Below are 20,396 nucleotides of genomic sequence, written 5' to 3' on the forward strand. Positions count from 1 at the left end.
GGATGACGATCTATCAAACATTATTAGGGGATGATTTTGCAAGACTTCATCCGATGCTACAACAGCGTTATGCGTTACCAATTGATGAATCATTTTTTGCTAAGGGCGTGATGCATCAAATAAAATCTGGTGCTAAATGGATGTGTCCCTTCTATACACTGGCTGCGAAAACGCGATTTCTGTTCCCAGAGTCAGGGGAGGATATCCCCTTTACTATTTCGAATACATGCAGAGCCCTGCCAAGTGGGGAACTAGAGGTACTATGGGAGCGCACCTTTTATTTCCCGCAGAAAACAAGGCATTTTGATGCAAGGATGACCATTGATCCAATCCACAAAATTGTGAAAGATTATTTAGGCACACCCGCTCTTTTTTATTCCGATTTGCACTTTACGGTGACGCGAGCGGGGACATTGGTCATTCGTTCAGGTAAGCAGCGCTTTGTCCTCTCGCGTTTCGAATGCCCGATGCCTAGACTGTTAGAGGGTCGAGTCATTGTAGAGGAAGGCTTTGATGAATCGCAAAATGTCTTTACCATTCATGTCTCCATCCATAATCCATTCATAGGGAGGCTCATGATGTATGCTGGTGAATTTACGCAACAATCGAAGTAATTTCATTTTTTTACTAGGGATTTTGTTCACGGTGATGTGCTTTGTGCTTAGTGGGCAACCCAATTACTTATGGTTACTAACCGTTGCTCAACTAGTTTTCGTTCCCACCATGGTATCAATGGTTGTGGATGTTCAGAAAGTCGGCACAGCCATTATTTTGGGGATGATGCTAGCCGTTACACTGCTGCATTGGTCGACGGATGGCGTTTTGGCTAATGTTTTGGCAGGCATGTATGTACTGTATACCTTCTATATCGCCATGCAAGGCGTGAAAAGATTTTTACAACGAGGTTTTACGAATATTGCGGAGTTTGCTATCGACATGGGGCTTTTCTACCTAGCCCTCGGTGGTCTGTGGTTTTTCGCCTATGTCACCAACATGGATACTGGTTTTTCACCATTAATAACGTGGTTAACGGCCATTCACTTTCATTATTCGGCTTGTTTATTACCCATTTCAGTCGGGCTTTTAGGTCGATTACATGATAGTAGCGGCTACCGTGTGATGGTGATGATGTTGCTGGCAGGACCAATCCTTGTTGCGGTAGGTATTGCCTTTTCCATTCTCATCGAAATCATCGCCGTCGCTCTTTATATTTTCGCCATTTACGGCTTGTTTTTCGTAGCGCTCAAAACAAAGCTTCCGTTTGGACAGGGGCTATTGCTGAGGACTTCCTATGGAGCGCTCTGTCTGACGATTCTTGGATCTTGTCTGTATGTTTACAGTCGTGTCAGCGGAAACGTTTCCATCGGCATTCCAGAAATGCTTCAATTCCATGGTGTGATCAATGGTGTTTTCTTTGGGGGGATAGGGGTCATCGCCTGGCTAATGGCTGTCCCCCCAACAACACAGCGTCCGTTTGAGTTCCCTGTAAGCCAAATTCGTGGGAAGCTACATCATGAGAATATACCACACCCTGGCTTGGTCGATGCCTTACAGGATTTTGTCGATACTACAAAGCTACCGCCTGTCATTCCACATTTTTATGAGTATACGACGACCTATCGGCTGCTTTCGACGGTGCAATGGAAGGCTTGGTTTCGACCTTTTGCCTTTCTGTATCAAGGAATGAGCCGTTTGCTCCAACAGCTCAATTTACCCTTTTCCAGTAAGCAAGTTGAGATGACGGGTAGCATTGTTCAGGTCGATTCTGCACGAGATAGCCGTCCGTCTCCACGTGCATGGATTCGGACAATTCATTTGCAAACCGTTTTTGTCGCGATTTATTCGAAGCACACAAGTGACGAAACGACCTATATGAATATCGCCTTACCACTCCCGTTCTCAACAATGGTTGGCATTTTGTATGCCTATGAAGAAAATGGTCAGCTACACCTAACAAGTCGTCATGATGGAGATGCAGGAATTTATTTGGCGATAGGAAAAAATGTGATGAGGCTACCCCTACAGGAGCATTTTCAAATTTCTGCGGTAGATGACAAGACATTGTCAGCACGCCATCAGATGACGTTATTTGGTATTCCATTCCTACAAATTGATTATCATATTAAAAGAAATGCATAGATTGGCAGGAATTTCCTCAACCGAACGAGAAGGTCCTATTATAGAGACAAATAACAAGGAGTGATGGAAGGCTTGCGTTTAACAAAAGGAATTTCTGGTTTCGATGCAGCGCATTTAATTGAGCAGGACATGCGCATGTTTCAGTCGATGGTGTACCATTTAGTGACAAGCGAACAACGAGCGAAAGTAAGGCAATTTATTGATCAAGCGCCCTTTGTCTATATGCAGGCAGTGATTGAAATCGATGGAGAAACACTGACGATTCTTCATCATCGTTTGATGCCGTACATCGCATTTGCCAAGCAGGAGGTGAATAGCTTTACCTTTTTATCCAAGCCTCACCTGCATAAATATTTTCCTATGCGAAAATGCTTGGAAGCGGAGACACTTACAACATTACTAACAAAGGATGAGGCGTTCCATAGCCTATCTGCTACAGAATGGAAATACGTCTCTTATTTTAATAGTCAAACCATTGGCGATGTAATGTTCAATGGCTGGGATTAAGGATAGTACTATAGGCGTGCGATAAAAGATGCTATAAAAAACATTATATTGACCAAGTTATTTCTGGAAATATAGCAAAAATTCCTAAAACCGCTAATCGTCCTAATTAAATGGTAGATTTTTAAGGATGGAATAGATTAGGAAAATAAGGGGTTTTTGCAAATGAAGTTCAAAACAATCAGTAGACGCATTGTTTTTTCCTTTAGCATTGTGATTGCAATCATGATAGGATACATTGTTTACAATTACTTTGCCATCAAGCAAAGCAATGATGCGACAGAGCAAATTGTACAGCAAGAATTACAACTATTAATCATCGATTACGAGCAGGCACAGTCCATTGATTTAAGAATAGCGGCAGCTAGAGGCTATGTGCTTTCTGGGAGAGAAAAGTATAAAGAGATATTTCAGGATAATGTTGCAAAGGAACTAAGCAATGAAGAAAAGCGGTCAGCATTATCTTCCTCAGGCGAATTCGGACAATTTGCGGAAATGTCTAAGGAATGGAACCGTTATATTGAGCAAGAGGTATTTGCGGTATATGATCAAGGGAACACCGAGCTAGCTACCCAAAACCTCACAAAAATGGATGACACAGCTACGACCATTCGTGAAGGCTACGAAGACTTAGTGGCGCAACGGAAGCTAGCCATTAATGAGGTAGGGACGGACAGTATTGCTGCTGGAGAGCAGAAACAGCGAATCGCCATTATCGTAGGTATTGTGATTGTTCTTCTAGCAGTGATAATTGAGCTATTAAGTGCTCGTGGTATTTCAAGACCAATCGTGACGTTAACCAAGCGTATGCAACAAATGACCAATGGCGATTTAAGTGAGCCGCCTTTGAAGGTTCAATCGAAGGATGAAGTAGGGCAACTGATGGAAGCGACCAATACGATGTCAGATATTTTAAATCGTCTATTAAAGCACATTCAAACGGTGTCCAATGATGTAGCGGCACATAGTGAGGAGCTTCTTCAGTCGACTTCTGAGGTCAAAATGGGGACAGAGCAAATTGTTCATACGGTTACAGAAATGGCAAGTGGGACAGAATTACAGGCAGATCATGCCTCTGATGTCGCTTCCGCCATGAATGATTTTACTAGCAAAGTTACTACGGTTCATCACTGCAGTAAAGATGTTCAACAGTATTCGCAGAGTGTGAAGGCTTTAACACAAGAAGGTAGAAGCTTAATGACCACTTCCACAAAACAAATGGAAGCCATCCAGCATACAGTGAAGGACGCGGTGAATCAGGTAAATGGCTTAAGTAAGCAAACACAGGAGATTTCTAAGCTTGTAGCGGTCATTCAAACGATTGCTGCCCAAACTAATTTACTCGCATTGAACGCAGCGATTGAAGCAGCTAGAGCTGGGGAACAGGGGAAAGGCTTTGCCGTGGTGGCCGACGAGGTTCGAACATTAGCCGAACAGGTCGCCTTCTCCGTCGATGATATTACAGCGATTGTCAGAAAAATTCAGGATAATTCCGATACAGTAACCTCCTCGCTAGAGCAAGGCTATGAGGAAGTCGAAAAGGGCACAACACAAATGGCCGCAACCAATACAACATTCAATCGAATTGCGGATGCTATTGAGGCCATTGCGACAGGCATTGAAGGTATGTCAGTGGAGCTAGCTGAAGTTGTTCACAATACTGTCACGATTAATAAAGCAGTCGATGAAATTGCTGCTGTCTCCGAACAATCAGCGGCAGGCATTCAGGAAACATCGGCTACCATTGAGCAAACTGCAAGCTCCATGGCTGAAATTAAACATAGTGCCGAGCATTTAGCAGAAATGGCTGAACAACTAAATGCCCTGATTCGTCAATTTAAGCTATAGAAAATACCTGTGGATTTCAAACTTCCCTCACATTTCATCTGTATACTAAGGCATTGGAAGGTGGAATCATTTTGAGAAAATATTTACTTTTATTATTGATGAGTACTTTATTCATGGCACCCGTTGCCTACGCCCATACGATGGATAAAAGTACACTATTCACAGATGTCCCTGAAACAGCCGCCAATATTCAGGACATTATGGTACTACACAGTATTGGGCTTCTTGGGTACAATGGCAAAGATATGGCCTTAAACCCAACAGACAATCTTTCACGCAAGGACTTTGCAGGCTGGGTAGGTGGCTTTTTCGGCCTTGAGGGAGCAACAGTGGATGAGCTAGCACAAGCAGCTCAAAAAGAGGATTACGTATCTTCGCTAGAGGGAGATATTACGTACAAGGAAATAAATACAGCACTTTTTCATCATAAACTTGAGCTAGCCAATCCTGACGCAACCATGACGAAAGAAGAGTACATTGCATTCTTAACAGAGCACCTTACATTTGATATGGGCGGACATACGCTTATTCAGATGGGCGGCTTTGCAGAAGGACCAACGGGTACGATTGAAGACGTTGTCACAGGTGACCAAACAGGAATCATCATCGACGGTAAAACATACATGCTGTCAGGACACCCTCGCATCTTTGCCGATTCAACAGATGCCAAAAGCTGGGTAGGGCAACAGCTAGAACGTTCTATTTTTACAACAGCAGCGGATCACCATCATGGTCATGACGGTGGGCAAGAGGAAAGCCACGGGGATCATGCAGAAGGCCATGGCGACAGCCACGAGCATGAAGCATCCGGCTCGAATGAAGCAACACTACAATATGTGCAAATTAGCACTGCACAAGTGGTGAAAGAGGATGCCAAAGAAATGGAGTCTTCGAACGCTACACCAAGAGAAGAGCAACAAGCAGCCGCAGCAGATGACACAGCATCCAACTCAAACACAGTTTGGATGATCGCTATCCTAGCAGCACTAGCCGCTATTTTTGTTATTGTATTTGTGAAACGCAAGAAATAATGTAAATGAAAAAAACCAGCAATAACCGAGGGAATTCGGTTGTTGGTGGTTTTTTCATTTTTCCCCACTTTCATTAAACCGTCAAACATTCCAAATAAACACCTGCATATTCCAGCAATTTTACACAAAATTGAATAAGCACAAGCATGTTCGGTATATAAATAGGGTACGAACATTTTTTGGTTAGGAGTGTGTAAATGGCTGTACTTGTGGTGAAGAGGAGCATAATGCATCGTTATCAAAGTATCGGGCAGGCGATTGAAGAGGCGGCACCTGGGGATATGATTGAAATTCGGGATGGGATTTATGAGGAAAGCTTGGATATTGCCAAGCGGCTGACGTTGTATGGGGTTGGCAATGTGACCATCAAGGGTGGTGTATTTATTCGCTATCAAACTCCTGTCGCGATGCGTAATTTACGGTTCCGGCAAGGGCAGGGGCTATATGTGAAAGGTGATTTACAGCTAGAGAATTGTGTCATTGAGGAGCAATTGATTCGAACGCAGATGATGGTGAGCTATGGTAGTTTGCTGATGAAAAATTGTGCAGTGCTTGCTACGCCACTGAATCATTTTGGTTTGCGTGTGGCGAATGGATCCAGTGTTATTCTAGTCGACACGACATTTGAGCATCATAGTAAGGCACAGATTATCGCTCAAAACTGTGATCTGACCTTGACGAATTGTATGCTGTTGGAAGGGAAGAAGCATGGTATTTTTGCGATTCGCCATGTCAAGATGACAATGGAGGACTGTGAAATTCATGGGCATGATAAGGCACAAGTAATAGCTGCGTCGAGTGAGATGACGATGACCAATTGTTTAGTGCACCAAGGGCAAGGGGTAGGCATTCAATTGTTTGATAGCACGACTTTCAGGATGGATGGCTGTGAAATAAAAGAGCATTTTGATACGAATATGGTGGTTCATCGCAGTGAACTAATGGTTTCTGATTCTATTTTTTCAGATGGTCAAAGTCATGGGGTGTATCTTGGAGAAAAAACCGAAGCCAAGTTCTATGATTGTCAAGTTTCTCGGCATGTCAAGGCGCAGGTGTTGATAGAAAATAGCAAGGTGGAATTGCATACATGTCATGTTCGTAATGGCATGGCTGTCGGGCTTACCATTGTGGATGAGGCAAATGTTTCGATGAACCAATGTAAAATTCAAAACCATCAGCAATTTCATATTATTGTTGATGCTAGTGGATTAAAGCTACAGCAATCGATTATTCAATTTGGGCAATCAGGTGGTGTTTATGGTAATGAACATGCCAAAATCATGATGCATCATACAACGATTCGAGAGCTGCAAAGCCACCATATCTATATCAACAATGCCCGATTATTTACACAATATTGCACGTTTGAACAAATGGAAGGAAACGGAATTACTTGCATTGATGCAATTTTTGAGATAGCTAATAGCTATTTTAAAGATGGTCAAGAAAGCTCTTATGCCATGATTTGGTCAGATCAATCAATGGGGCGTATTGAAAATTGTAGGGTGGATAAGGCGGCTAGACCATTCTTAGCGCTGTCCAATAAATCATTATTGGAAATGCGTCATACTGATATAGCCGCAGTAAAGGCTCCAGCGGTGGTACAGGAAAACAGCCAATTATTTGTACAAGGACATGTGCAGTCAGCGACATGGCAGAAGGATACAGCATCAAAGGTTTCTCAAATTGAGGACATGAAATTAGAAATAGTGAAATATGATATTAAAAAAATAATATAAAAGCCGATTATACAAATAAGACAAGTAGTTTCAATTTTGAAATTACTTTTTTTATGGATTCGTGTATTGATATTTCATATATGTGAAAAATGGGTAAAGGAATACGTTTGGGCTGTTAATTAATTTTAATTTGTGCAAAAAAAATCTATAATTCGACAAAATGCAAGAATATTTTTATAATGGTATAGATGTCTTGTTGCAATTACTGCAATATTTTGAAATATTCCACAGGAAAACTTATACAATCTTTGTATAAGTTATAACCAACATAATAAAAGTTTTTACTTAATGTAAAATAAATATTAAATAAATGTGGATAATAGATTGATTATTTTCTATGTTTAAACCTATAATTAGTAAAAATGGTTCATCCAATAAGATAAATTTTCGTTAATTATGAAATGGGAGTAATGATTTTACAATAATAAATAGAGAGAGTATTGGGGTGATATGAGTATGTTTGGGCTGACAAAAGAAGAAATTATGTTAATGCTAGAGGAGATGGAATTAGCAGAGAAGCACAAGAATGTGATTGCTGATATCTTACATCTAAATAATATGCGAATCGAACAACAACTCGCATTAATGATCCAATTAATCATAGATGAGCGCGAACGAAATATTTCCAACAATACATATCTAAACTAAAAAAATGTCGAAAAATCACAGGTGCTATGTTTGCAACGCCTGTGATTTTTTTGTCAGCCATTTTATAATTTTTTTGTGAAGCAAATGATGCGATTAGCTTCTGTAAAACCGAGCTGAAGATGAACCCCTAGGCTTTCGTCATTGTCCCATTCACAGTCACTGGCAAACTCTAGACAGCCCCTATGCTTTGCCCATTGCTCACATTTCTCCACAAGCAGTCTTGCATAGCCCTGCTGGCGATATTCCTCTCTCACAAAAAGGCCTTCTAAATAGCCGACTGGACTCGAGTCAGTCCCTTCTACATAGTCTGTTCTTAACTGGCATTGGGCAAATCCAACTGCTTCGTCATCGTCATAGGCAAGGAAAATAGCTGCGTTTTCTTCCTTTAGCAGCTGTGTCATCTCTTCGGTAAATTCCTCTAGTGTATGATTGGGCCAGAGCAGTAAGGCTAATGAGGCTGCAGCATGAGCGTTCTTCTGGTTTGCTTGTTGAATCATAAAATCTTCCTCCTTTGTAAAAAATGAAACAAATTGTTTTGAAGTACGTACAAACTAGTAAGCGTTTTTATTTTAAAGCTCTAATTCTATTTTAACAATCTTACTTGGGGGGGAATCCAATCATGTCACTCTTACAAACGTTAATTGAACAAGCGAAAAAGCCAAATGGATGGATTGGCTCAACGATGCTACAAATTATGAATTTTGCCCATCGTGGTATGAATGCATGGTTCATCAGGCAAGGAGCTATCAATGACGGTGATCGTGTGTTAGACATAGGTTGTGGTGGTGGGAAAACGCTCCAAATTTTATCCAAATTGAATCCAAATGGTATAATATATGGGATAGATTTTTCCACACAGGCAGTGAAGGAATCAATCAAATTGAATAAAGCAAATGTTGCCAGGGGTAGCGTCATTGTGAAAGAGGCAAGCGTTTCAAGCATTCCATACGATGATCAGTTTTTTGATGGGATTACAGCCTTTCAAACGCACTATTTTTGGCCATCCTTGGAGCAGGATGTAGAGGAAGTATGGCGGGTTCTGAAAAACGGTGGGAAATTTATTATTATAGCAGAGCTCTACAAAATGAACTATCATATGAAAGCCTATCAAACTCCTGAGGCAACGAAGCAATTATTAGAACGTATCGGTTTTCAAACCGTGTATGTCACCGAAAAATCAAGTAAAGGATGGCTTTGCATTACAGCTATTAAGTAAAGGATACATAAAATGGAGGGTATAAAAATGAAAAGATGTGATTGGGTCAAGCTAGATGAGCCTTTGTATGTGGAATACCATGACAAGGAGTGGGGTGTACCGGTCTATGATGACCAGCATTTATTCGAGATGCTTTGCTTGGAGGGGGCACAGGCTGGCTTGAGCTGGTGGACGATTCTCCAAAAGCGTGAAGGCTATCGTGAGGCATTTGATCAATTCGATGTGGAAAAAATTATTCATTATACAGCAGACAAGCTAGAGGAATTGCAGCAAGACACACGGATTGTACGCAATAAATTAAAAATAGCTAGCGTGGTGACAAATGCTAAAGCATATCTCCAAATACAGGAAAAGCATGGCTCATTCTCAGATTATATTTGGGGCTTTGTAGATCACAAACCAGTTATGAATGAGTGGGCATCCATCAAAGAGGTGCCTGTGACGACAGAAATTAGTGATCGTATGAGCAAGCAATTGAAGAAAGATGGCTTTAAATTTATCGGTAGTACAATTTGTTATTCTTTTATGCAGGCAGTGGGCATGGTAAACGACCATACAACAGATTGCTGCTGTCGACAAAAGGAGCTAGCGGATGGCAATTGAACAAATTCGGGCTCAACTAGCCACGCAGGCCACGATTTTTCAAACGGGTGGTATTCGACCTACACATGATTTATTGGAAAGCTGGATTGGCTATGTGGGCTGGTCCTTACCAGAAGAGCAGCCACCATCTGGCTATCAGCCGCTCGCTACGTTTTTTCTAAAAGGTCTACCCTATGTACCGATGGCATTACAGCCTTTTCAATTAGTCACAGTCTTTGTCGATGAACGTCTATTAGATCATCTGATGGAGGATGATCTTTGTTCTTATTTTGATATTAGAACGTACACCACTTTGGAAGGCTTAGTAAAGCGCGAATGGCAGCATGAACAAATTCGCGCGTTTCCACTCATACCACAGCATATCACGAACGACTATCCAACATGGGATGGGGGTGGTATTCCTGCTCAATTGGAGGAAGAGATTTTGACGTTGGAGCATGAAGAGCAGCTCGACTATTTTGAGGATATTGTTGAAGACCTCTATCCACTCCATAAAATTGGTGGCTATCCAAGCTTTTGTCAAAGTGGCGTTGATTTCGGTGACGATGCGCCATTTGTCCTCCAAATTGCCTCCGATGCAAAAGCGCGTTTGAACATCGTGGATCATGGTAATTTTTATTTTTTCTACAATCCAACAATCCAGACTTGGCACGTCTATTGTGATTTCTACTAAAGGGATGGCGGCCTGTCTCTTTCATGAATTGTCATCATGATGAACCGGTAAATCAGATATAAGCCAAGGTACGCCCCTGTAATTAGAAAGACAGGGTTTAAGAACACAGCATGGATCGTTGTCATAAAGACTACATCCTCAAGAATAATGTTCGTTATAGCTGTAGCGGCAATCGTGCTAAACAGAATCGCAGCAAGGACACCTAGTATGTTGAAAAGAAGGCGAAAGCTAGCCCATTTGTGCTGAAGATATGCCATAAGGCTGGGGATACCAATCGTGGCAGTCAGCATGACAATTGTCATAACATCACATCCTTTCTTTCAGATTGCCCTTGTTCGTTCCTGCATAAACATAGAAAACGATAGGAGGGAAACCGATTGCGATGGCAAGAAGGAGAGTTAAAAAGCACTAGGAAGGTGAAAAAAGTGGAGCATAAAACGGTGGTCAAAAATGGCATTGGCTTTGGTTCGGTTTTAGCGATTACGATCTCCTGGAGTGTGCATCACTCCATCATTTGGGCAATCATCCATGGCTGTTTTAGCTGGCTGTATGTTATTTACTACGCCATCATGCGCTAAGCTTGTAGGTCAGCCTATCAACTAAGATGTTGTTTGAATAAAAATAACATTGGGTACATAAAAACAAAGCGTTCATAATTTTTAATGAGCAAGCATAAATAACAAAGTGCTCTTTTCCAAAGTACCAATTGTATGAACGTAGAAGAAAGGTTGATAGAATGACACATCAAGTAACGGCTTTAAGTAATGTTAATGGTAATGCTACAGGCGTGGAAGGTATATTACAAAATGTAGCATTTATTTTATCGACGTTTACGATTCCTTGTCCGCTCCGCGAATATGTGACAAGGTCTGATATTCGTAAACCCTTCCAGCGTATGAAGAAAATAAACACAAAACGCCTCATAGAATGTATCCAACGTTTTGAGCCACGAGCTGTCGTAGTAGATGTTGATTATCTTGGCGATGTGAATAGAGGGAAATTAGAGCCCATTGTCAAAGTCATTGTCAATGAATAGCTGAAAAAATATGAATTCTGCCAGGTATGGTTTCACGAACCTGGCAGAAGATTAAATGTGCTTATAGTGGTAGGATTATGGTATATGAATTGGTGTCAAGTAGGATAATGGAACAGTTACGCGTTTCTAATGGCAATAATTTGCTGGCAATCAATGATAAGTGGTGTTGCTGCTGCAGCATCTACCTCTAAGAATGTAGCACAGCAAGTTTTAGGATCTAAGCTGATGAATAAAATTCCTGCAAAGCTACCGCCACCTGCTAAAATAACATCTACCAAAGTGCCAGGAGATAAGCATCTTAATAGATGACAAATACAGCCTTTACACTTGTGATCTTTGGAATAATCCTTCTCGTAGTAGTACTCTTCCTCCTCTTTTTTGCAAGAGCAAGAATCCTCCTTATGTTCCCATTTACAATGGTCATCCTTTTCATGACACTTACATCGCTGATGCTTCTGTTCCCATTTGCAATGCTCATGCTTGTGTTTGCATTTGCATCCTTCTTGTTTGTGTTCACATTTTTTTTCTAAATGACAATAGCATTTTACATATTGTTCACAGCACTTTTCTTTTTTATGATTCCAATTCATATATTGACTATATCTACTATCCTGCATCTTTTAATCTCCCTTTTTGTTAGTTTTTTAGTAATGGTAGCGCTAACCTTTACATTTCTAATCTATGAAGCCACAAACAAAACTTCTTGGTAATTTGCCCTTTGTACAAAAAGAAAATTATTTTTTAATAATTAAAGAGAGAAATAGCCATACATAGCTGTGAGAATAATAACAATTTCAGGGAAAAAGATTGCTAGACTTCCGCCTGTAAATTTCATGGAGAAATGGAGCGAATGTATGAAAAGTGTCCTGCAAATCTTCTTTTTATTCATGTGCTTACTGGTTGTGATGTCATTGTGGATGGTACAAAGGGAGCCTTTAGCTATAGCTCCGAGCACCGAAAGAGCAACTCCCTATGCTGAGGAGCTTGGCGAAAAATTACAAGCTACGAATTTTACAAAACAAGTGTTACAGGCGATACGGTCGGCAGGTTACTCGCCTGATAGTACAGTTGGTTATCTAATAGACTCTCCAGCGCATCAAGTCATCACTATTCAATTACACGATGGGGAAGAAATTGATGTAAGTACAGAAAGTGAAATTCAATCGATTATCGATGAGCTAGCTGAAAAGAATAATATGCATCTATTTATGGTTGATGTTCAATTACTAGAGCGTGAATAGTAGACGGGAGGCACTGTGAACTGTGCCTTTTTACATATAAAGGGAATTGTAATATAATGATAAAGAGGTGAGAGAAATGAAAATATTAATATTAGGCGCGAGTGGTCGTGTCGGCAGCCATTTGGTAGAACTAGCAATAAAGGATCAGCATGAGGTCACCCTATTACTCCGAAATCCCGATAAATTACCGCACCATCATCAACAGCTGTGTGTAATGAAAGGGGATGTTTTAAACAAGCAGGATATCGAGCAGGCAATGCATCATGTGGATGTGGTGGTGAGTGCATTAAATACAGATGGAGGCACTACATTATCGGCTAGCTTACCATTGATTCTTGAAGCGATGACAAAGCAACAGGTGACAAGAATCATTACGATTGGAACAGCAGGGATTCTACAAAGTCGTGTAACGCCGACTCTTCTTCGTTACCAATCAACGGAATCGAAACGAAAATCGACCTTTGCTGCACAGGAGCACCAACGTGTATTCGAACAGCTACAGCAATCTGCAATGGATTGGACAATTGTTTGTCCTACCTATTTACCTGATGGGGCCTGGACAGGAAACTACCGCGTTGAACGTAACTTCTTGCCAGAGGGAGGTAGCGAAATTTCAGTAGCGGATACAGCAGATTTTGCCTACCAACAAATCTTCAGTGAGGAATTTTTGAAAACACGCGTCGGACTTGCCTACTAGAAAAGGGGAAATATAGTGAAATATATTCATGCCATCTTCGGGATGGTAATCATTGTGGTTGGATGTGCCTTTCTCAGTACAACCATAGAGGAGGCGCCTGTTAGAAATGAGATGCTGAAAGTCTATGGAGCTATTATTGTGTCCATCGGCTCTTTCTACCTCAAAAAAATTGCGAAATTTGGTAAGCAATAAGCACTTTTACATAAGGATAGTCTAAATGGACTTATCCCTTTAACCTTTCTTTATCCTAAATCGTCTAAATGATAGCTATTTTAGTGAAAAAATATACTGTTATTTTCCTTTTTATAGAAGGTTTGCTATACTTTATGTCGAATATATCTATTGAAGAGGTGATTGTATGGACAAGGAGATATCAAATAACTATCAATATCCTAAACACCTAACAAGCCTTGATGGAATCGAAACGACAGAATTATATGTCATCAAGATAACAAAGGAACAAGTGGATAGGTTGATTGAGGATATCGATCAAACATTAAAGACGTCGACATGACGTCTTTTTTCATGCCAAAAAAGGCCACCTTCCAAGGAAAGTGACCTCAAAACAGGAGAGCTGTGGAAAGGCTAGATTTGCTTTACCCTACTATTTGTATGTAAAAGTAATCTTGTTAGCTAGCCATTTGCCTGAAAGATAGATGAAATTACTCGATTTTCTAGCAACTCAGTTCACTATCCATATATGTACTACCTCAGTTCTTCTGACATGAAAAGGAGTAATTCAAAGCCAAATAATCGCGGATGATAGTAGGCTTTCCGCCATTTTCAAGACATAGCTTACTGGCAATTTTAATTTCCTTCTGATTATAGTGAGATTGTGCTCCAATCAAAAATATGCCTGACAGTATCAATAATGTACCGATGCCCAACACATATTTTATAACCCTTTTCACTCATCTAACCTCCATTTCGATACGTTTACCCTATTGTCTAACATATGTTGAAGCATGAAAGCATTATGTTTAATTGACAATTTGTATACATATGTATACAATCAGTTTAAATTAATGTATACAAACGTATACAAAAGGAGTGTTTTAGAAATGAGAGGATCTGGATTTAGAGAGCATATGAGAGAGGGACATCACCGTGGAGGACGCCACAGAGGCATGGAAGGCGCGCCACAGCGAGGAGCAAAAACGTTCCGACGCGGCAAAGCGATTTCATTTTTAGAGATGCTGCATGTGAAGCGAGCTACCATTAAACAGCAATTAGAACAGCCAGAATTTCAATCGATTCAGCAAATTTTAGTCGGTGAATTAAAAGCCATCGATCTGGTTATCCAAGAATTTTGCCAGTTGTTTGATATTCAAGAAAATGAAACCAACGACAGTCTACAAGAGGAAGATAACGCACATGAAACAAATGAATAACTATATAGATGAGGTATTTTATCAGGACGATGCCCTATTAGAGGATGTCCTGTCCTCTATTGCCGAAAATGGTATGCCTGCTATTTCTGTCTCTCGATCATCAGGAAAGCTGTTGACGATGCTTGTATCGATTACTAGGTCAAAGGCTATTTTAGAAATTGGTGCTCTTGGCGGCTATAGTGGTATTTGTCTGGCGAGAGGAATGGAAGGGAAAGGCAAACTGACATCCCTAGAGTTAGAGGATAAATATGCACAGCTAGCCGCCAAAAATCTTGCCAAGGCAGGCTTTGCCGAGCAGGTAACGTATATGACAGGTCCTGCATTGGATAGCCTTGAAAAGCTTGTGGCAACGGGACAGTGTTTTGATTTTTTCTTCATTGATGCTGATAAGGATAACTATGAAAATTATTTAGCCTATTGCATACAGCTAGCAAGCCCTGGTGCATTCATTGTGACAGATAATGTCCTAGCAGGAGGCAGTGTAGCAGACCCTATGGCGACACCCAAGCGCTATACAGCCATCATGAAAAAGTTCAATGTCACAGTGGCTAATCATCCGCAGCTGGATTCGATTCTTTTACCCATTGGGGATGGAATGACGGTTTCAAAAGTTATAAAATAATGCATATCAGAAATTAACTATTAATGGTAAAATATTGTTAGCAAACGATAAGGGAGAGATGCTTTTGAAGCAAGCACTAGTGGTCATTGATGCACAGCAAGAATTAATCGAGGGAAATCAGGATGAACAAGCCGTCTATCGCAAGGATGAATTGCTTAAAACAATCAATGCCGTTATTCAAAAAGCTATTGAGGCAGAGGCATATATTATCTTTGTACGTGATCAGGATGTAGCGGGTGGAGAAGGGGAAGGCTTTCAAGTACATCAAGCGATCCAAGTACCTACTACCGCTGTTTATTTTGATAAACTGGCTACAAACGCTTTTTATAGGACGGGATTACTCGATTACTTACAGGCCAATGAGGTAGAGCATTTGGTGATGATGGGCTGCAAAACCGAGCATTGCGTGGATACAGCAGTTAGAGCAGCAACTATACAGGGCTTTGATGTCACTTTAGTGGGAGATGGCCATTCAACAAATGGTTCCGACTACTTATCACCAGAAGATACGGTTGCACACCATAACGACATCCTACATGGCCATTACAATGTGGATCATTTCTCACTTGTACGAAACGCCGACGAAGCATTATTTGAACCCACACATAATAGTTATCGTTAATTGTAAAATGACCAAGAATCAAGGTTCTTGGTCATTTTTACATATAGAAGTGATTGAGCAACCAACCTATAACAGTACTCAAGATACCAACTACTATCAAGACCAGCCCATGGGTTGGTGCTTGATAATCCTTTTTAAGTATAATCCCCATACAGATAGCCATGAGCCCACAAAAAGCTTGGAATAGGAGAAGGGCAGCTACCACATTGACCCAACCGATGATTAAAAGTAATCGCTTACTATTAACCATTTATTGTTCTCCTTCATCATTTCTATGTAAATAAAGTACCGTACCTAACACGCCTAGTAGTAGGATTGAAAAAATAATAGACATTGTCGCTTGATAGACAATGGCAGTTATAGCCAAAAACAGTAAAATAATCAGTATGATGAGACGTAGTAGGAATTTTGTTTTTTTACGAATGGCGAAAAAATCCTGTAGAATAATGAGTAAAAAGCTCACCCCAAATAGGAGAGTATATTCAAGAATGATTAGAGGATGCGCATTCGGTATATCCTCATTATGAAAGTATTTTAAAATAATTATAGGAATGAGTATGTATTTTAAATACTTGTACCACTGGAAAAGACGATCCATGTTGCTGCCTCCAGCTCAATAGACTATTTTTACAAATATTGTAACGAAAATTATGATCCGACACAATGATCTTTTATTTTCATAGGGCCACTGTGCGAGCAGTGACCCTAAGTATCAAGTCAGGAGGTGTAAGGCTAAAATTAGCTTTACACTATTATATGTATGTGAAAGTAGCTTCAAAAGCTAGTTATCTGCCTGCTCGATAGATTATTTTTTGGAAGGCGACTAAATGGGGCACCAATTGTCGGATGAAGGGCTACTATTCCTGCTAAAGTAAAGATAAGGAAGGTGATAGAAGTGGATTCTTTAACAAGGTTGAATAAGGCGATTACGTATATCGAGACCAATCTAACAGAGGAAATTGATGTGCAAGAAGCTGCGAGATTAGCTTATTGCTCGGAATACCATTTTAAACGTATGTTTTCCTTTCTAGCAGGCATCTCGCTATCAGAGTATATTCGTCGTAGGCGTCTGACGCTTGCCGCACTGGAACTATCAGATTCATCTATGAGAATTCTCGATATCGCGATTCGTTATGGCTATCGCTCTGCAGATGCATTTACAAGAGCCTTTCAGCAAATGCATGGCATCACACCATCGGAGGCGAGGCAAAATGGTCAGCACCTAAAAGCGTTTCCACGAATGACCTTCCAACTTACCATACAAGGAGGTTGTGAAATGAATTACCGACTCGAACAAAAAGAAGCGTTTCACATCGTGGGTCTTATGAAAAGAGTACCTATCGTCTTTCAAGGAGAAAATCAAGCGATAACTGAAATGGCACGTGCATTAACAATGGAGGATATTGGGCAACTAAAAAAGCTGTCGAATCTAGAACCAACAGGAATCATCCAAGCCTCCACAAACTTTTCTGAGGGCAGAATGGAGGAAAAGGGCGAGCTTGATCATTATATCGGCGTAGCCACAACCGAAACGTCTCACCATTTTTCACAGTTGGATGTACCAGCTTGTACGTGGGTTGTCTTTGAAGCGGTTGGACCATTCCCACAAACACTGCAGGAAACATGGGGGCGCATTTATGCGGAGTGGTTCCCATCATCTGGCTATGAACAGGTTGCTGGTCCAGAAATCGTGCGCCATACAAGCACGGATTTTTCCTCACCAACCTTTACAAGTGAAATCTGGATACCACTTCAGAAAAAGAAGCCTCTTGCATAATGCGAGAGGCTTTTACTGTATTTTCGTTCCATTGGGCAGCTGCTGATCGGGCGTTAACAGGATTACATCTCCCTCCACAGGTACACCACCAATGACTAATACCTCTGACTTAAAACCCGCAACGCGACGTGGCGGGAAATTAACAATCGCCACTACTTGCTTCCCAATAATGACTTCGGGTGTATAACGCTTCGTAATTTGTGCGGAAGACTGTTTAATGCCCAATTCTTCACCAAAATCAATTTTCATTTTAATCGCAGGAACCCGAGCCTTTGGCAGTTCCTCCGCCTCTAAAACCGTGCCAATTCGTATATCAAGTGCTATAAAATCTTCTATTGTCGCCATCACTGTACTCCTTAAGCTTTTATGACAATGTTAGCATTTAATAGAAAAAAATACAAAAAAAGAAGAGCACATTGCGTGCCCTTCTCTCGTTAACGACGATGCTCTACCAGGTCAATCGCACCTAACACAATATGTGCTAAGCCAAAGCCAAAAATCGTATTGGCCACCATTTTGTTAGAGCCATGTTTTTGCTTCATTGCATAGCCTGCCGCCGTAACAGCTGACCCGAGTATAGTGGGGATTAAACCTTCACGAATTCCATTCATAAATTGATCCCTCCGTCGTATGATTCGGCGTGAGTTTCACACCATACTTACTATGAACGTTTGGCGCGGATACTATACTAGGCATCAACCGTATCAATCATGAAAGCAGTGATCTCCGTTTGATCTGCATTTGTATAGGCCTTGCAAAAAAGAACCACAGCACTTTCTTCATCATCAAACCATAAATAGCGAATTTCTGTTGTAAAGCAACTTTGGTCATTCATTTCATACACATCAATAGCTAAGGAAGCTTCATCCAGCGGCCATGTTAAGGTACCTTGCAAGGCGAAAACCTCCTGCAGAAATATAGCAGTATCCTCTGTTAATATCTTCTCCTGTTGAAGTTTCTCATATCTATTATGTACTAAATCATCTAAGGTCATTTTCGTTAATACTCTTATTTTGTCTTTCATTTGCATAGCCTCCCTCCTTATAGTTATTTTACTGGAAAAGGAAAAATTTTGTATAGGTACATAGGGATTTATTGAAACGAAAAAGAGCGGTTAGCCGTATAATAAACGAAGGGGGGCTGAAAATGAAGTATATAGGCATTGGCACCATCTTGTCCATTCTAGGTGTGATATGCTCCATTCTCATATGGGGTACAGAGAAAGCCCATTTGCTTTCAGGGCTACTCGGTGGAATTTTCATCGTTTCTGCCATGTTATTGTCAGGAGCCATCGCAAGCGGAGATAGAATGCGCGCCAATTTCGCAACAGAAACCAATGAAGACAGAAACGAACGCAATCTTCTCATGAATAATGCGTTACTATTAGCAATACCAAACATTATCGTAGCAATCTTTGTGTATTATCTATGAAGCTAATAGCAGCCATCAATTTAGAATAAGCATTGTATTCAACACATTTAGCATTCTATCCACCGATTTGAATGAGCAATCCATTCTAAGCATTTCTATCTATCAAAATGAGCGATGTATCCGTCAGATTAGACATTATATCCGTCACATTTAGCATTCTATCCACCGATTTGCATGAGCAATCCATTCTAAGCATTTCTATCCATCAAAATAAGCATTGTATCCGTCAGATTAGATATTTTATCCGTCAAATATAGAATTCTATCCACCGATTTGCATGAGCAATCCATTCTACGCATTTCTATCCATCAAAATGAGCGATGTATCCGTCAGATTAGACATTGTATCCGTCAAAAATAGAATTCTATCCACCGATTTGAATGAGCAATCCATTCTAAGCATTTCTATCCATCAAAATGAGCATTGTATCCGCCAGATTAGACATTGTATCCGTCAAATATAGCATTCTATCCACCGAATTGCATGAGCAATCCAATCTAAGCATTTCTATCCATCAAAATAAGCATTGTATCCGCCAGATTAGACATTGTATCCGCCAGATTAGACATTGTATCCGTCACATTTAGCATTCTATCCACCGATTTGAAATGAGCAATCCAATCTAAGCATTTCTATCGATCAAAATGAGCATTGTATCCGTCAAATTAGACAGTATATCCGTCACATTTAGAATTCTATCCACCAATCATTACATATAAAAATCATAAAAAGTGTCACATCTACCCTAGGTGTGGCTTTTTTTGTTGCATTTAATAGAGAGGAGTACATTTGCAATAGAGAGGTGGTACTATGCAATTAACAGATGGTACACAGATATTTGACACGGACATCATTGATGAAGCTGCTAAAAAGAGGGAGCGTGATGAGCAGGAGCGGGAGATGCTCAACGCCTTTGCCCGCTATGCATACCTACGATATAAGCAAATACGAGACAAAGTAAATCCGCGGAAATGCAAATATATGTATATTCATCAGGTACGTCAGCAATTAGCATTACCTGCTAGACTACAACGTGTTTGCAAGCTGCTAACGATGACGGAAGAGGAAGTTCTCTACATTGTTGAATTTGTGCGGAAGTATTTGAAATACGTTAAATAAGCCTCATCTACAAAGATGGGGTTTTTTTACATAATTTCTAGGGAGAATTGTTTCTCAAC

The 20,396-nt window shown here is 40.6% G+C and carries 31 protein-coding genes; 22 read left to right on the forward strand and 9 right to left on the reverse strand.

The genetic code is table 11. The features are described from left to right. Window positions 1-2: 2 nt before the first annotated feature. From AC1RFD_RS04615 to AC1RFD_RS04645, 7 genes are all read left to right on the forward strand, one after another. A complete protein-coding gene (locus tag AC1RFD_RS04615) occupies window positions 3-614 on the forward strand; it encodes a DUF4166 domain-containing protein (RefSeq protein WP_421926677.1) in 612 nt (203 codons plus the stop codon). Further along, window positions 583-2,139: a YndJ family protein gene (locus tag AC1RFD_RS04620; RefSeq protein WP_421926679.1), complete on the forward strand. Its 1,557-nt coding sequence runs from the start codon at window positions 583-585 to the stop codon at window positions 2,137-2,139. The genes AC1RFD_RS04615 and AC1RFD_RS04620 overlap by 32 nt, the downstream gene beginning before the upstream one ends. A 63-nt stretch (window positions 2,140-2,202) precedes the next feature. Beyond that, window positions 2,203-2,646 carry a hypothetical protein gene (locus AC1RFD_RS04625; RefSeq protein WP_103117948.1) on the forward strand — a complete coding sequence of 148 codons (444 nt, stop codon included), beginning with the start codon at window positions 2,203-2,205 and terminating at the stop codon, window positions 2,644-2,646. Between the two features lie 162 nt (window positions 2,647-2,808). Next, entirely contained in the window at window positions 2,809-4,491 is a 1,683-nt protein-coding gene (locus AC1RFD_RS04630) for a methyl-accepting chemotaxis protein (RefSeq protein ID WP_288580693.1), read from the forward strand. Between the two features lie 71 nt (window positions 4,492-4,562). After that, window positions 4,563-5,522, forward strand: a complete 960-nt coding sequence (locus tag AC1RFD_RS04635) for a hypothetical protein (protein ID WP_288580696.1) — start codon at window positions 4,563-4,565, stop codon at window positions 5,520-5,522. A gap of 227 nt (window positions 5,523-5,749) precedes the next feature. Continuing rightward, entirely contained in the window at window positions 5,750-7,261 is a 1,512-nt protein-coding gene (locus tag AC1RFD_RS04640) for a right-handed parallel beta-helix repeat-containing protein (protein WP_492474554.1), read from the forward strand. Between the two features lie 456 nt (window positions 7,262-7,717). Next, complete coding sequence (locus tag AC1RFD_RS04645; protein WP_054548747.1) at window positions 7,718-7,909, forward strand: hypothetical protein; 192 nt, start codon at window positions 7,718-7,720, stop codon at window positions 7,907-7,909. Window positions 7,910-7,971: 62 nt separating this feature from the next. Here the strand turns inward: AC1RFD_RS04645 and aac(6') are convergent, their stop codons facing one another. Further along, window positions 7,972-8,406 (reverse strand): aminoglycoside 6'-N-acetyltransferase, encoded by a 435-nt coding sequence (gene aac(6'), locus AC1RFD_RS04650; protein WP_054548746.1) that lies wholly within the window; start codon window positions 8,404-8,406, stop codon window positions 7,972-7,974. Between the two features lie 122 nt (window positions 8,407-8,528). Between aac(6') and AC1RFD_RS04655 the strand changes: the two genes are divergently transcribed. The 3 genes from AC1RFD_RS04655 to AC1RFD_RS04665 are packed head-to-tail and all read left to right on the forward strand — an operon-like array spanning window position 8,529 to window position 10,401. Beyond that, window positions 8,529-9,125 (forward strand): class I SAM-dependent methyltransferase, encoded by a 597-nt coding sequence (locus tag AC1RFD_RS04655; RefSeq protein ID WP_054548745.1) that lies wholly within the window; start codon window positions 8,529-8,531, stop codon window positions 9,123-9,125. Between the two features lie 27 nt (window positions 9,126-9,152). Further along, window positions 9,153-9,728 (forward strand): DNA-3-methyladenine glycosylase I, encoded by a 576-nt coding sequence (locus tag AC1RFD_RS04660; RefSeq protein ID WP_048393888.1) that lies wholly within the window; start codon window positions 9,153-9,155, stop codon window positions 9,726-9,728. Next, complete coding sequence (locus AC1RFD_RS04665; RefSeq protein WP_054548744.1) at window positions 9,718-10,401, forward strand: DUF1963 domain-containing protein; 684 nt, start codon at window positions 9,718-9,720, stop codon at window positions 10,399-10,401. The genes AC1RFD_RS04660 and AC1RFD_RS04665 overlap by 11 nt, the downstream gene beginning before the upstream one ends. On the opposite strand, the gene AC1RFD_RS04670 is transcribed toward AC1RFD_RS04665, so the two are convergent. After that, window positions 10,398-10,703, reverse strand: coding sequence for a hypothetical protein (locus AC1RFD_RS04670; protein WP_054548743.1), 306 nt, complete (start codon window positions 10,701-10,703; stop codon window positions 10,398-10,400). The genes AC1RFD_RS04665 and AC1RFD_RS04670 overlap by 4 nt on opposite strands. A gap of 75 nt (window positions 10,704-10,778) precedes the next feature. Here AC1RFD_RS04670 and AC1RFD_RS04675 point away from each other — a divergent pair, with 75 nt between their 5' ends. Beyond that, window positions 10,779-10,979, forward strand: coding sequence for a hypothetical protein (locus AC1RFD_RS04675; protein WP_048393883.1), 201 nt, complete (start codon window positions 10,779-10,781; stop codon window positions 10,977-10,979). Between the two features lie 158 nt (window positions 10,980-11,137). Then, window positions 11,138-11,437: a GPW/gp25 family protein gene (locus AC1RFD_RS04680; protein WP_048393880.1), complete on the forward strand. Its 300-nt coding sequence runs from the start codon at window positions 11,138-11,140 to the stop codon at window positions 11,435-11,437. Between the two features lie 116 nt (window positions 11,438-11,553). On the opposite strand, the gene AC1RFD_RS04685 is transcribed toward AC1RFD_RS04680, so the two are convergent. Then, on the reverse strand, window positions 11,554-12,054 hold the full coding sequence (locus AC1RFD_RS04685; RefSeq protein WP_048393879.1) for a hypothetical protein: 501 nt from the start codon (window positions 12,052-12,054) through the stop codon (window positions 11,554-11,556). A 237-nt stretch (window positions 12,055-12,291) separates the two neighbouring features. On the opposite strand from AC1RFD_RS04685, the gene AC1RFD_RS04690 reads away from it, so the two are divergent. From AC1RFD_RS04690 to AC1RFD_RS04705, 4 genes are all read left to right on the forward strand, one after another. After that, window positions 12,292-12,678, forward strand: a complete 387-nt coding sequence (locus AC1RFD_RS04690) for a hypothetical protein (protein WP_259949090.1) — start codon at window positions 12,292-12,294, stop codon at window positions 12,676-12,678. A 76-nt stretch (window positions 12,679-12,754) separates the two neighbouring features. Further along, window positions 12,755-13,375 (forward strand): SDR family oxidoreductase, encoded by a 621-nt coding sequence (locus AC1RFD_RS04695; RefSeq protein WP_054548741.1) that lies wholly within the window; start codon window positions 12,755-12,757, stop codon window positions 13,373-13,375. Between the two features lie 15 nt (window positions 13,376-13,390). Next, the gene (locus tag AC1RFD_RS04700; RefSeq protein ID WP_196333025.1) at window positions 13,391-13,567 is read left to right on the forward strand and encodes a hypothetical protein; all 177 of its coding nucleotides are present in this window, start codon (window positions 13,391-13,393) and stop codon (window positions 13,565-13,567) included. 166 nt (window positions 13,568-13,733) lie between these two features. After that, window positions 13,734-13,889 (forward strand): hypothetical protein, encoded by a 156-nt coding sequence (locus tag AC1RFD_RS04705; protein ID WP_016993988.1) that lies wholly within the window; start codon window positions 13,734-13,736, stop codon window positions 13,887-13,889. Window positions 13,890-14,085: 196 nt separating this feature from the next. Here the strand turns inward: AC1RFD_RS04705 and AC1RFD_RS04710 are convergent, their stop codons facing one another. Then, entirely contained in the window at window positions 14,086-14,286 is a 201-nt protein-coding gene (locus tag AC1RFD_RS04710) for a hypothetical protein (RefSeq protein ID WP_054548740.1), read from the reverse strand. A 150-nt stretch (window positions 14,287-14,436) separates the two neighbouring features. On the opposite strand from AC1RFD_RS04710, the gene AC1RFD_RS04715 reads away from it, so the two are divergent. The 3 genes from AC1RFD_RS04715 (at window position 14,437) to AC1RFD_RS04725 (ending at window position 16,010) form a co-directional block, all read left to right on the forward strand. Beyond that, a complete protein-coding gene (locus AC1RFD_RS04715; protein ID WP_048393875.1) occupies window positions 14,437-14,766 on the forward strand; it encodes a hypothetical protein in 330 nt (109 codons plus the stop codon). Next, entirely contained in the window at window positions 14,750-15,388 is a 639-nt protein-coding gene (locus tag AC1RFD_RS04720; protein ID WP_048393874.1) for an O-methyltransferase, read from the forward strand. The genes AC1RFD_RS04715 and AC1RFD_RS04720 overlap by 17 nt, the downstream gene beginning before the upstream one ends. Window positions 15,389-15,452: 64 nt before the next feature. Beyond that, window positions 15,453-16,010, forward strand: coding sequence for an isochorismatase family protein (locus AC1RFD_RS04725; RefSeq protein WP_048393872.1), 558 nt, complete (start codon window positions 15,453-15,455; stop codon window positions 16,008-16,010). A 37-nt stretch (window positions 16,011-16,047) separates the two neighbouring features. Here the strand turns inward: AC1RFD_RS04725 and AC1RFD_RS04730 are convergent, their stop codons facing one another. Continuing rightward, the gene (locus AC1RFD_RS04730) at window positions 16,048-16,260 is read right to left on the reverse strand and encodes a hypothetical protein (RefSeq protein WP_054548739.1); all 213 of its coding nucleotides are present in this window, start codon (window positions 16,258-16,260) and stop codon (window positions 16,048-16,050) included. Next, the gene (locus AC1RFD_RS04735; RefSeq protein ID WP_054548738.1) at window positions 16,261-16,608 is read right to left on the reverse strand and encodes a hypothetical protein; all 348 of its coding nucleotides are present in this window, start codon (window positions 16,606-16,608) and stop codon (window positions 16,261-16,263) included. A 297-nt stretch (window positions 16,609-16,905) separates the two neighbouring features. Here AC1RFD_RS04735 and AC1RFD_RS04740 point away from each other — a divergent pair, with 297 nt between their 5' ends. Then, the gene (locus AC1RFD_RS04740) at window positions 16,906-17,787 is read left to right on the forward strand and encodes an AraC family transcriptional regulator (RefSeq protein ID WP_054548737.1); all 882 of its coding nucleotides are present in this window, start codon (window positions 16,906-16,908) and stop codon (window positions 17,785-17,787) included. Between the two features lie 12 nt (window positions 17,788-17,799). Here the strand turns inward: AC1RFD_RS04740 and csaA are convergent, their stop codons facing one another. From csaA to AC1RFD_RS04755, 3 genes are all read right to left on the reverse strand, one after another. Further along, entirely contained in the window at window positions 17,800-18,132 is a 333-nt protein-coding gene (csaA, locus tag AC1RFD_RS04745) for a chaperone CsaA (protein WP_004228641.1), read from the reverse strand. An 89-nt stretch (window positions 18,133-18,221) separates the two neighbouring features. Next, complete coding sequence (locus AC1RFD_RS04750; protein WP_004228639.1) at window positions 18,222-18,398, reverse strand: hypothetical protein; 177 nt, start codon at window positions 18,396-18,398, stop codon at window positions 18,222-18,224. A gap of 77 nt (window positions 18,399-18,475) precedes the next feature. Next, on the reverse strand, window positions 18,476-18,817 hold the full coding sequence (locus tag AC1RFD_RS04755; protein WP_054548736.1) for a DUF7668 domain-containing protein: 342 nt from the start codon (window positions 18,815-18,817) through the stop codon (window positions 18,476-18,478). Between the two features lie 116 nt (window positions 18,818-18,933). On the opposite strand from AC1RFD_RS04755, the gene AC1RFD_RS04760 reads away from it, so the two are divergent. Both AC1RFD_RS04760 and AC1RFD_RS04765 read left to right on the forward strand, forming a co-directional pair. Next, window positions 18,934-19,218, forward strand: coding sequence for a DUF5316 domain-containing protein (locus tag AC1RFD_RS04760; protein WP_048393866.1), 285 nt, complete (start codon window positions 18,934-18,936; stop codon window positions 19,216-19,218). A gap of 810 nt (window positions 19,219-20,028) precedes the next feature. Continuing rightward, window positions 20,029-20,337, forward strand: coding sequence for a hypothetical protein (locus tag AC1RFD_RS04765; protein ID WP_004228634.1), 309 nt, complete (start codon window positions 20,029-20,031; stop codon window positions 20,335-20,337). Window positions 20,338-20,396: the final 59 nt, after the last annotated feature.

The sequence above is a fragment of the Lysinibacillus sp. GW823-FHT02G10 genome, assembly GCF_058797135.1.

What these genes read in the sequence shown, in the direction of transcription:
- AC1RFD_RS04615 (WP_421926677.1), top strand. Translation starts at nt 3, where the DNA reads ATGACGATCTATCAAACATTATTAGGGGATGATTTTGCAAGACTTCAT.
- AC1RFD_RS04620 (WP_421926679.1), top strand. Translation starts at nt 583, where the DNA reads ATGCTGGTGAATTTACGCAACAATCGAAGTAATTTCATTTTTTTACTA.
- AC1RFD_RS04625 (WP_103117948.1), top strand. Translation starts at nt 2,203, where the DNA reads ATGGAAGGCTTGCGTTTAACAAAAGGAATTTCTGGTTTCGATGCAGCG.
- AC1RFD_RS04630 (WP_288580693.1), top strand. Translation starts at nt 2,809, where the DNA reads ATGAAGTTCAAAACAATCAGTAGACGCATTGTTTTTTCCTTTAGCATT.
- AC1RFD_RS04640 (WP_492474554.1), top strand. Translation starts at nt 5,750, where the DNA reads ATGCATCGTTATCAAAGTATCGGGCAGGCGATTGAAGAGGCGGCACCT.
- AC1RFD_RS04645 (WP_054548747.1), top strand. Translation starts at nt 7,718, where the DNA reads ATGTTTGGGCTGACAAAAGAAGAAATTATGTTAATGCTAGAGGAGATG.
- AC1RFD_RS04655 (WP_054548745.1), top strand. Translation starts at nt 8,529, where the DNA reads ATGTCACTCTTACAAACGTTAATTGAACAAGCGAAAAAGCCAAATGGA.
- AC1RFD_RS04660 (WP_048393888.1), top strand. Translation starts at nt 9,153, where the DNA reads ATGAAAAGATGTGATTGGGTCAAGCTAGATGAGCCTTTGTATGTGGAA.
- AC1RFD_RS04665 (WP_054548744.1), top strand. Translation starts at nt 9,718, where the DNA reads ATGGCAATTGAACAAATTCGGGCTCAACTAGCCACGCAGGCCACGATT.
- AC1RFD_RS04670 (WP_054548743.1), bottom strand. Translation starts at nt 10,703, where the DNA reads ATGACAATTGTCATGCTGACTGCCACGATTGGTATCCCCAGCCTTATG.
- AC1RFD_RS04680 (WP_048393880.1), top strand. Translation starts at nt 11,138, where the DNA reads ATGACACATCAAGTAACGGCTTTAAGTAATGTTAATGGTAATGCTACA.
- AC1RFD_RS04685 (WP_048393879.1), bottom strand. Translation starts at nt 12,054, where the DNA reads ATGCAGGATAGTAGATATAGTCAATATATGAATTGGAATCATAAAAAA.
- AC1RFD_RS04690 (WP_259949090.1), top strand. Translation starts at nt 12,292, where the DNA reads ATGAAAAGTGTCCTGCAAATCTTCTTTTTATTCATGTGCTTACTGGTT.
- AC1RFD_RS04695 (WP_054548741.1), top strand. Translation starts at nt 12,755, where the DNA reads ATGAAAATATTAATATTAGGCGCGAGTGGTCGTGTCGGCAGCCATTTG.
- AC1RFD_RS04705 (WP_016993988.1), top strand. Translation starts at nt 13,734, where the DNA reads ATGGACAAGGAGATATCAAATAACTATCAATATCCTAAACACCTAACA.
- AC1RFD_RS04715 (WP_048393875.1), top strand. Translation starts at nt 14,437, where the DNA reads ATGAGAGGATCTGGATTTAGAGAGCATATGAGAGAGGGACATCACCGT.
- AC1RFD_RS04720 (WP_048393874.1), top strand. Translation starts at nt 14,750, where the DNA reads ATGAAACAAATGAATAACTATATAGATGAGGTATTTTATCAGGACGAT.
- AC1RFD_RS04730 (WP_054548739.1), bottom strand. Translation starts at nt 16,260, where the DNA reads ATGGTTAATAGTAAGCGATTACTTTTAATCATCGGTTGGGTCAATGTG.
- AC1RFD_RS04735 (WP_054548738.1), bottom strand. Translation starts at nt 16,608, where the DNA reads ATGGATCGTCTTTTCCAGTGGTACAAGTATTTAAAATACATACTCATT.
- csaA (WP_004228641.1), bottom strand. Translation starts at nt 18,132, where the DNA reads ATGGCGACAATAGAAGATTTTATAGCACTTGATATACGAATTGGCACG.
- AC1RFD_RS04750 (WP_004228639.1), bottom strand. Translation starts at nt 18,398, where the DNA reads ATGAATGGAATTCGTGAAGGTTTAATCCCCACTATACTCGGGTCAGCT.
- AC1RFD_RS04755 (WP_054548736.1), bottom strand. Translation starts at nt 18,817, where the DNA reads ATGCAAATGAAAGACAAAATAAGAGTATTAACGAAAATGACCTTAGAT.
- AC1RFD_RS04760 (WP_048393866.1), top strand. Translation starts at nt 18,934, where the DNA reads ATGAAGTATATAGGCATTGGCACCATCTTGTCCATTCTAGGTGTGATA.
- AC1RFD_RS04765 (WP_004228634.1), top strand. Translation starts at nt 20,029, where the DNA reads ATGCAATTAACAGATGGTACACAGATATTTGACACGGACATCATTGAT.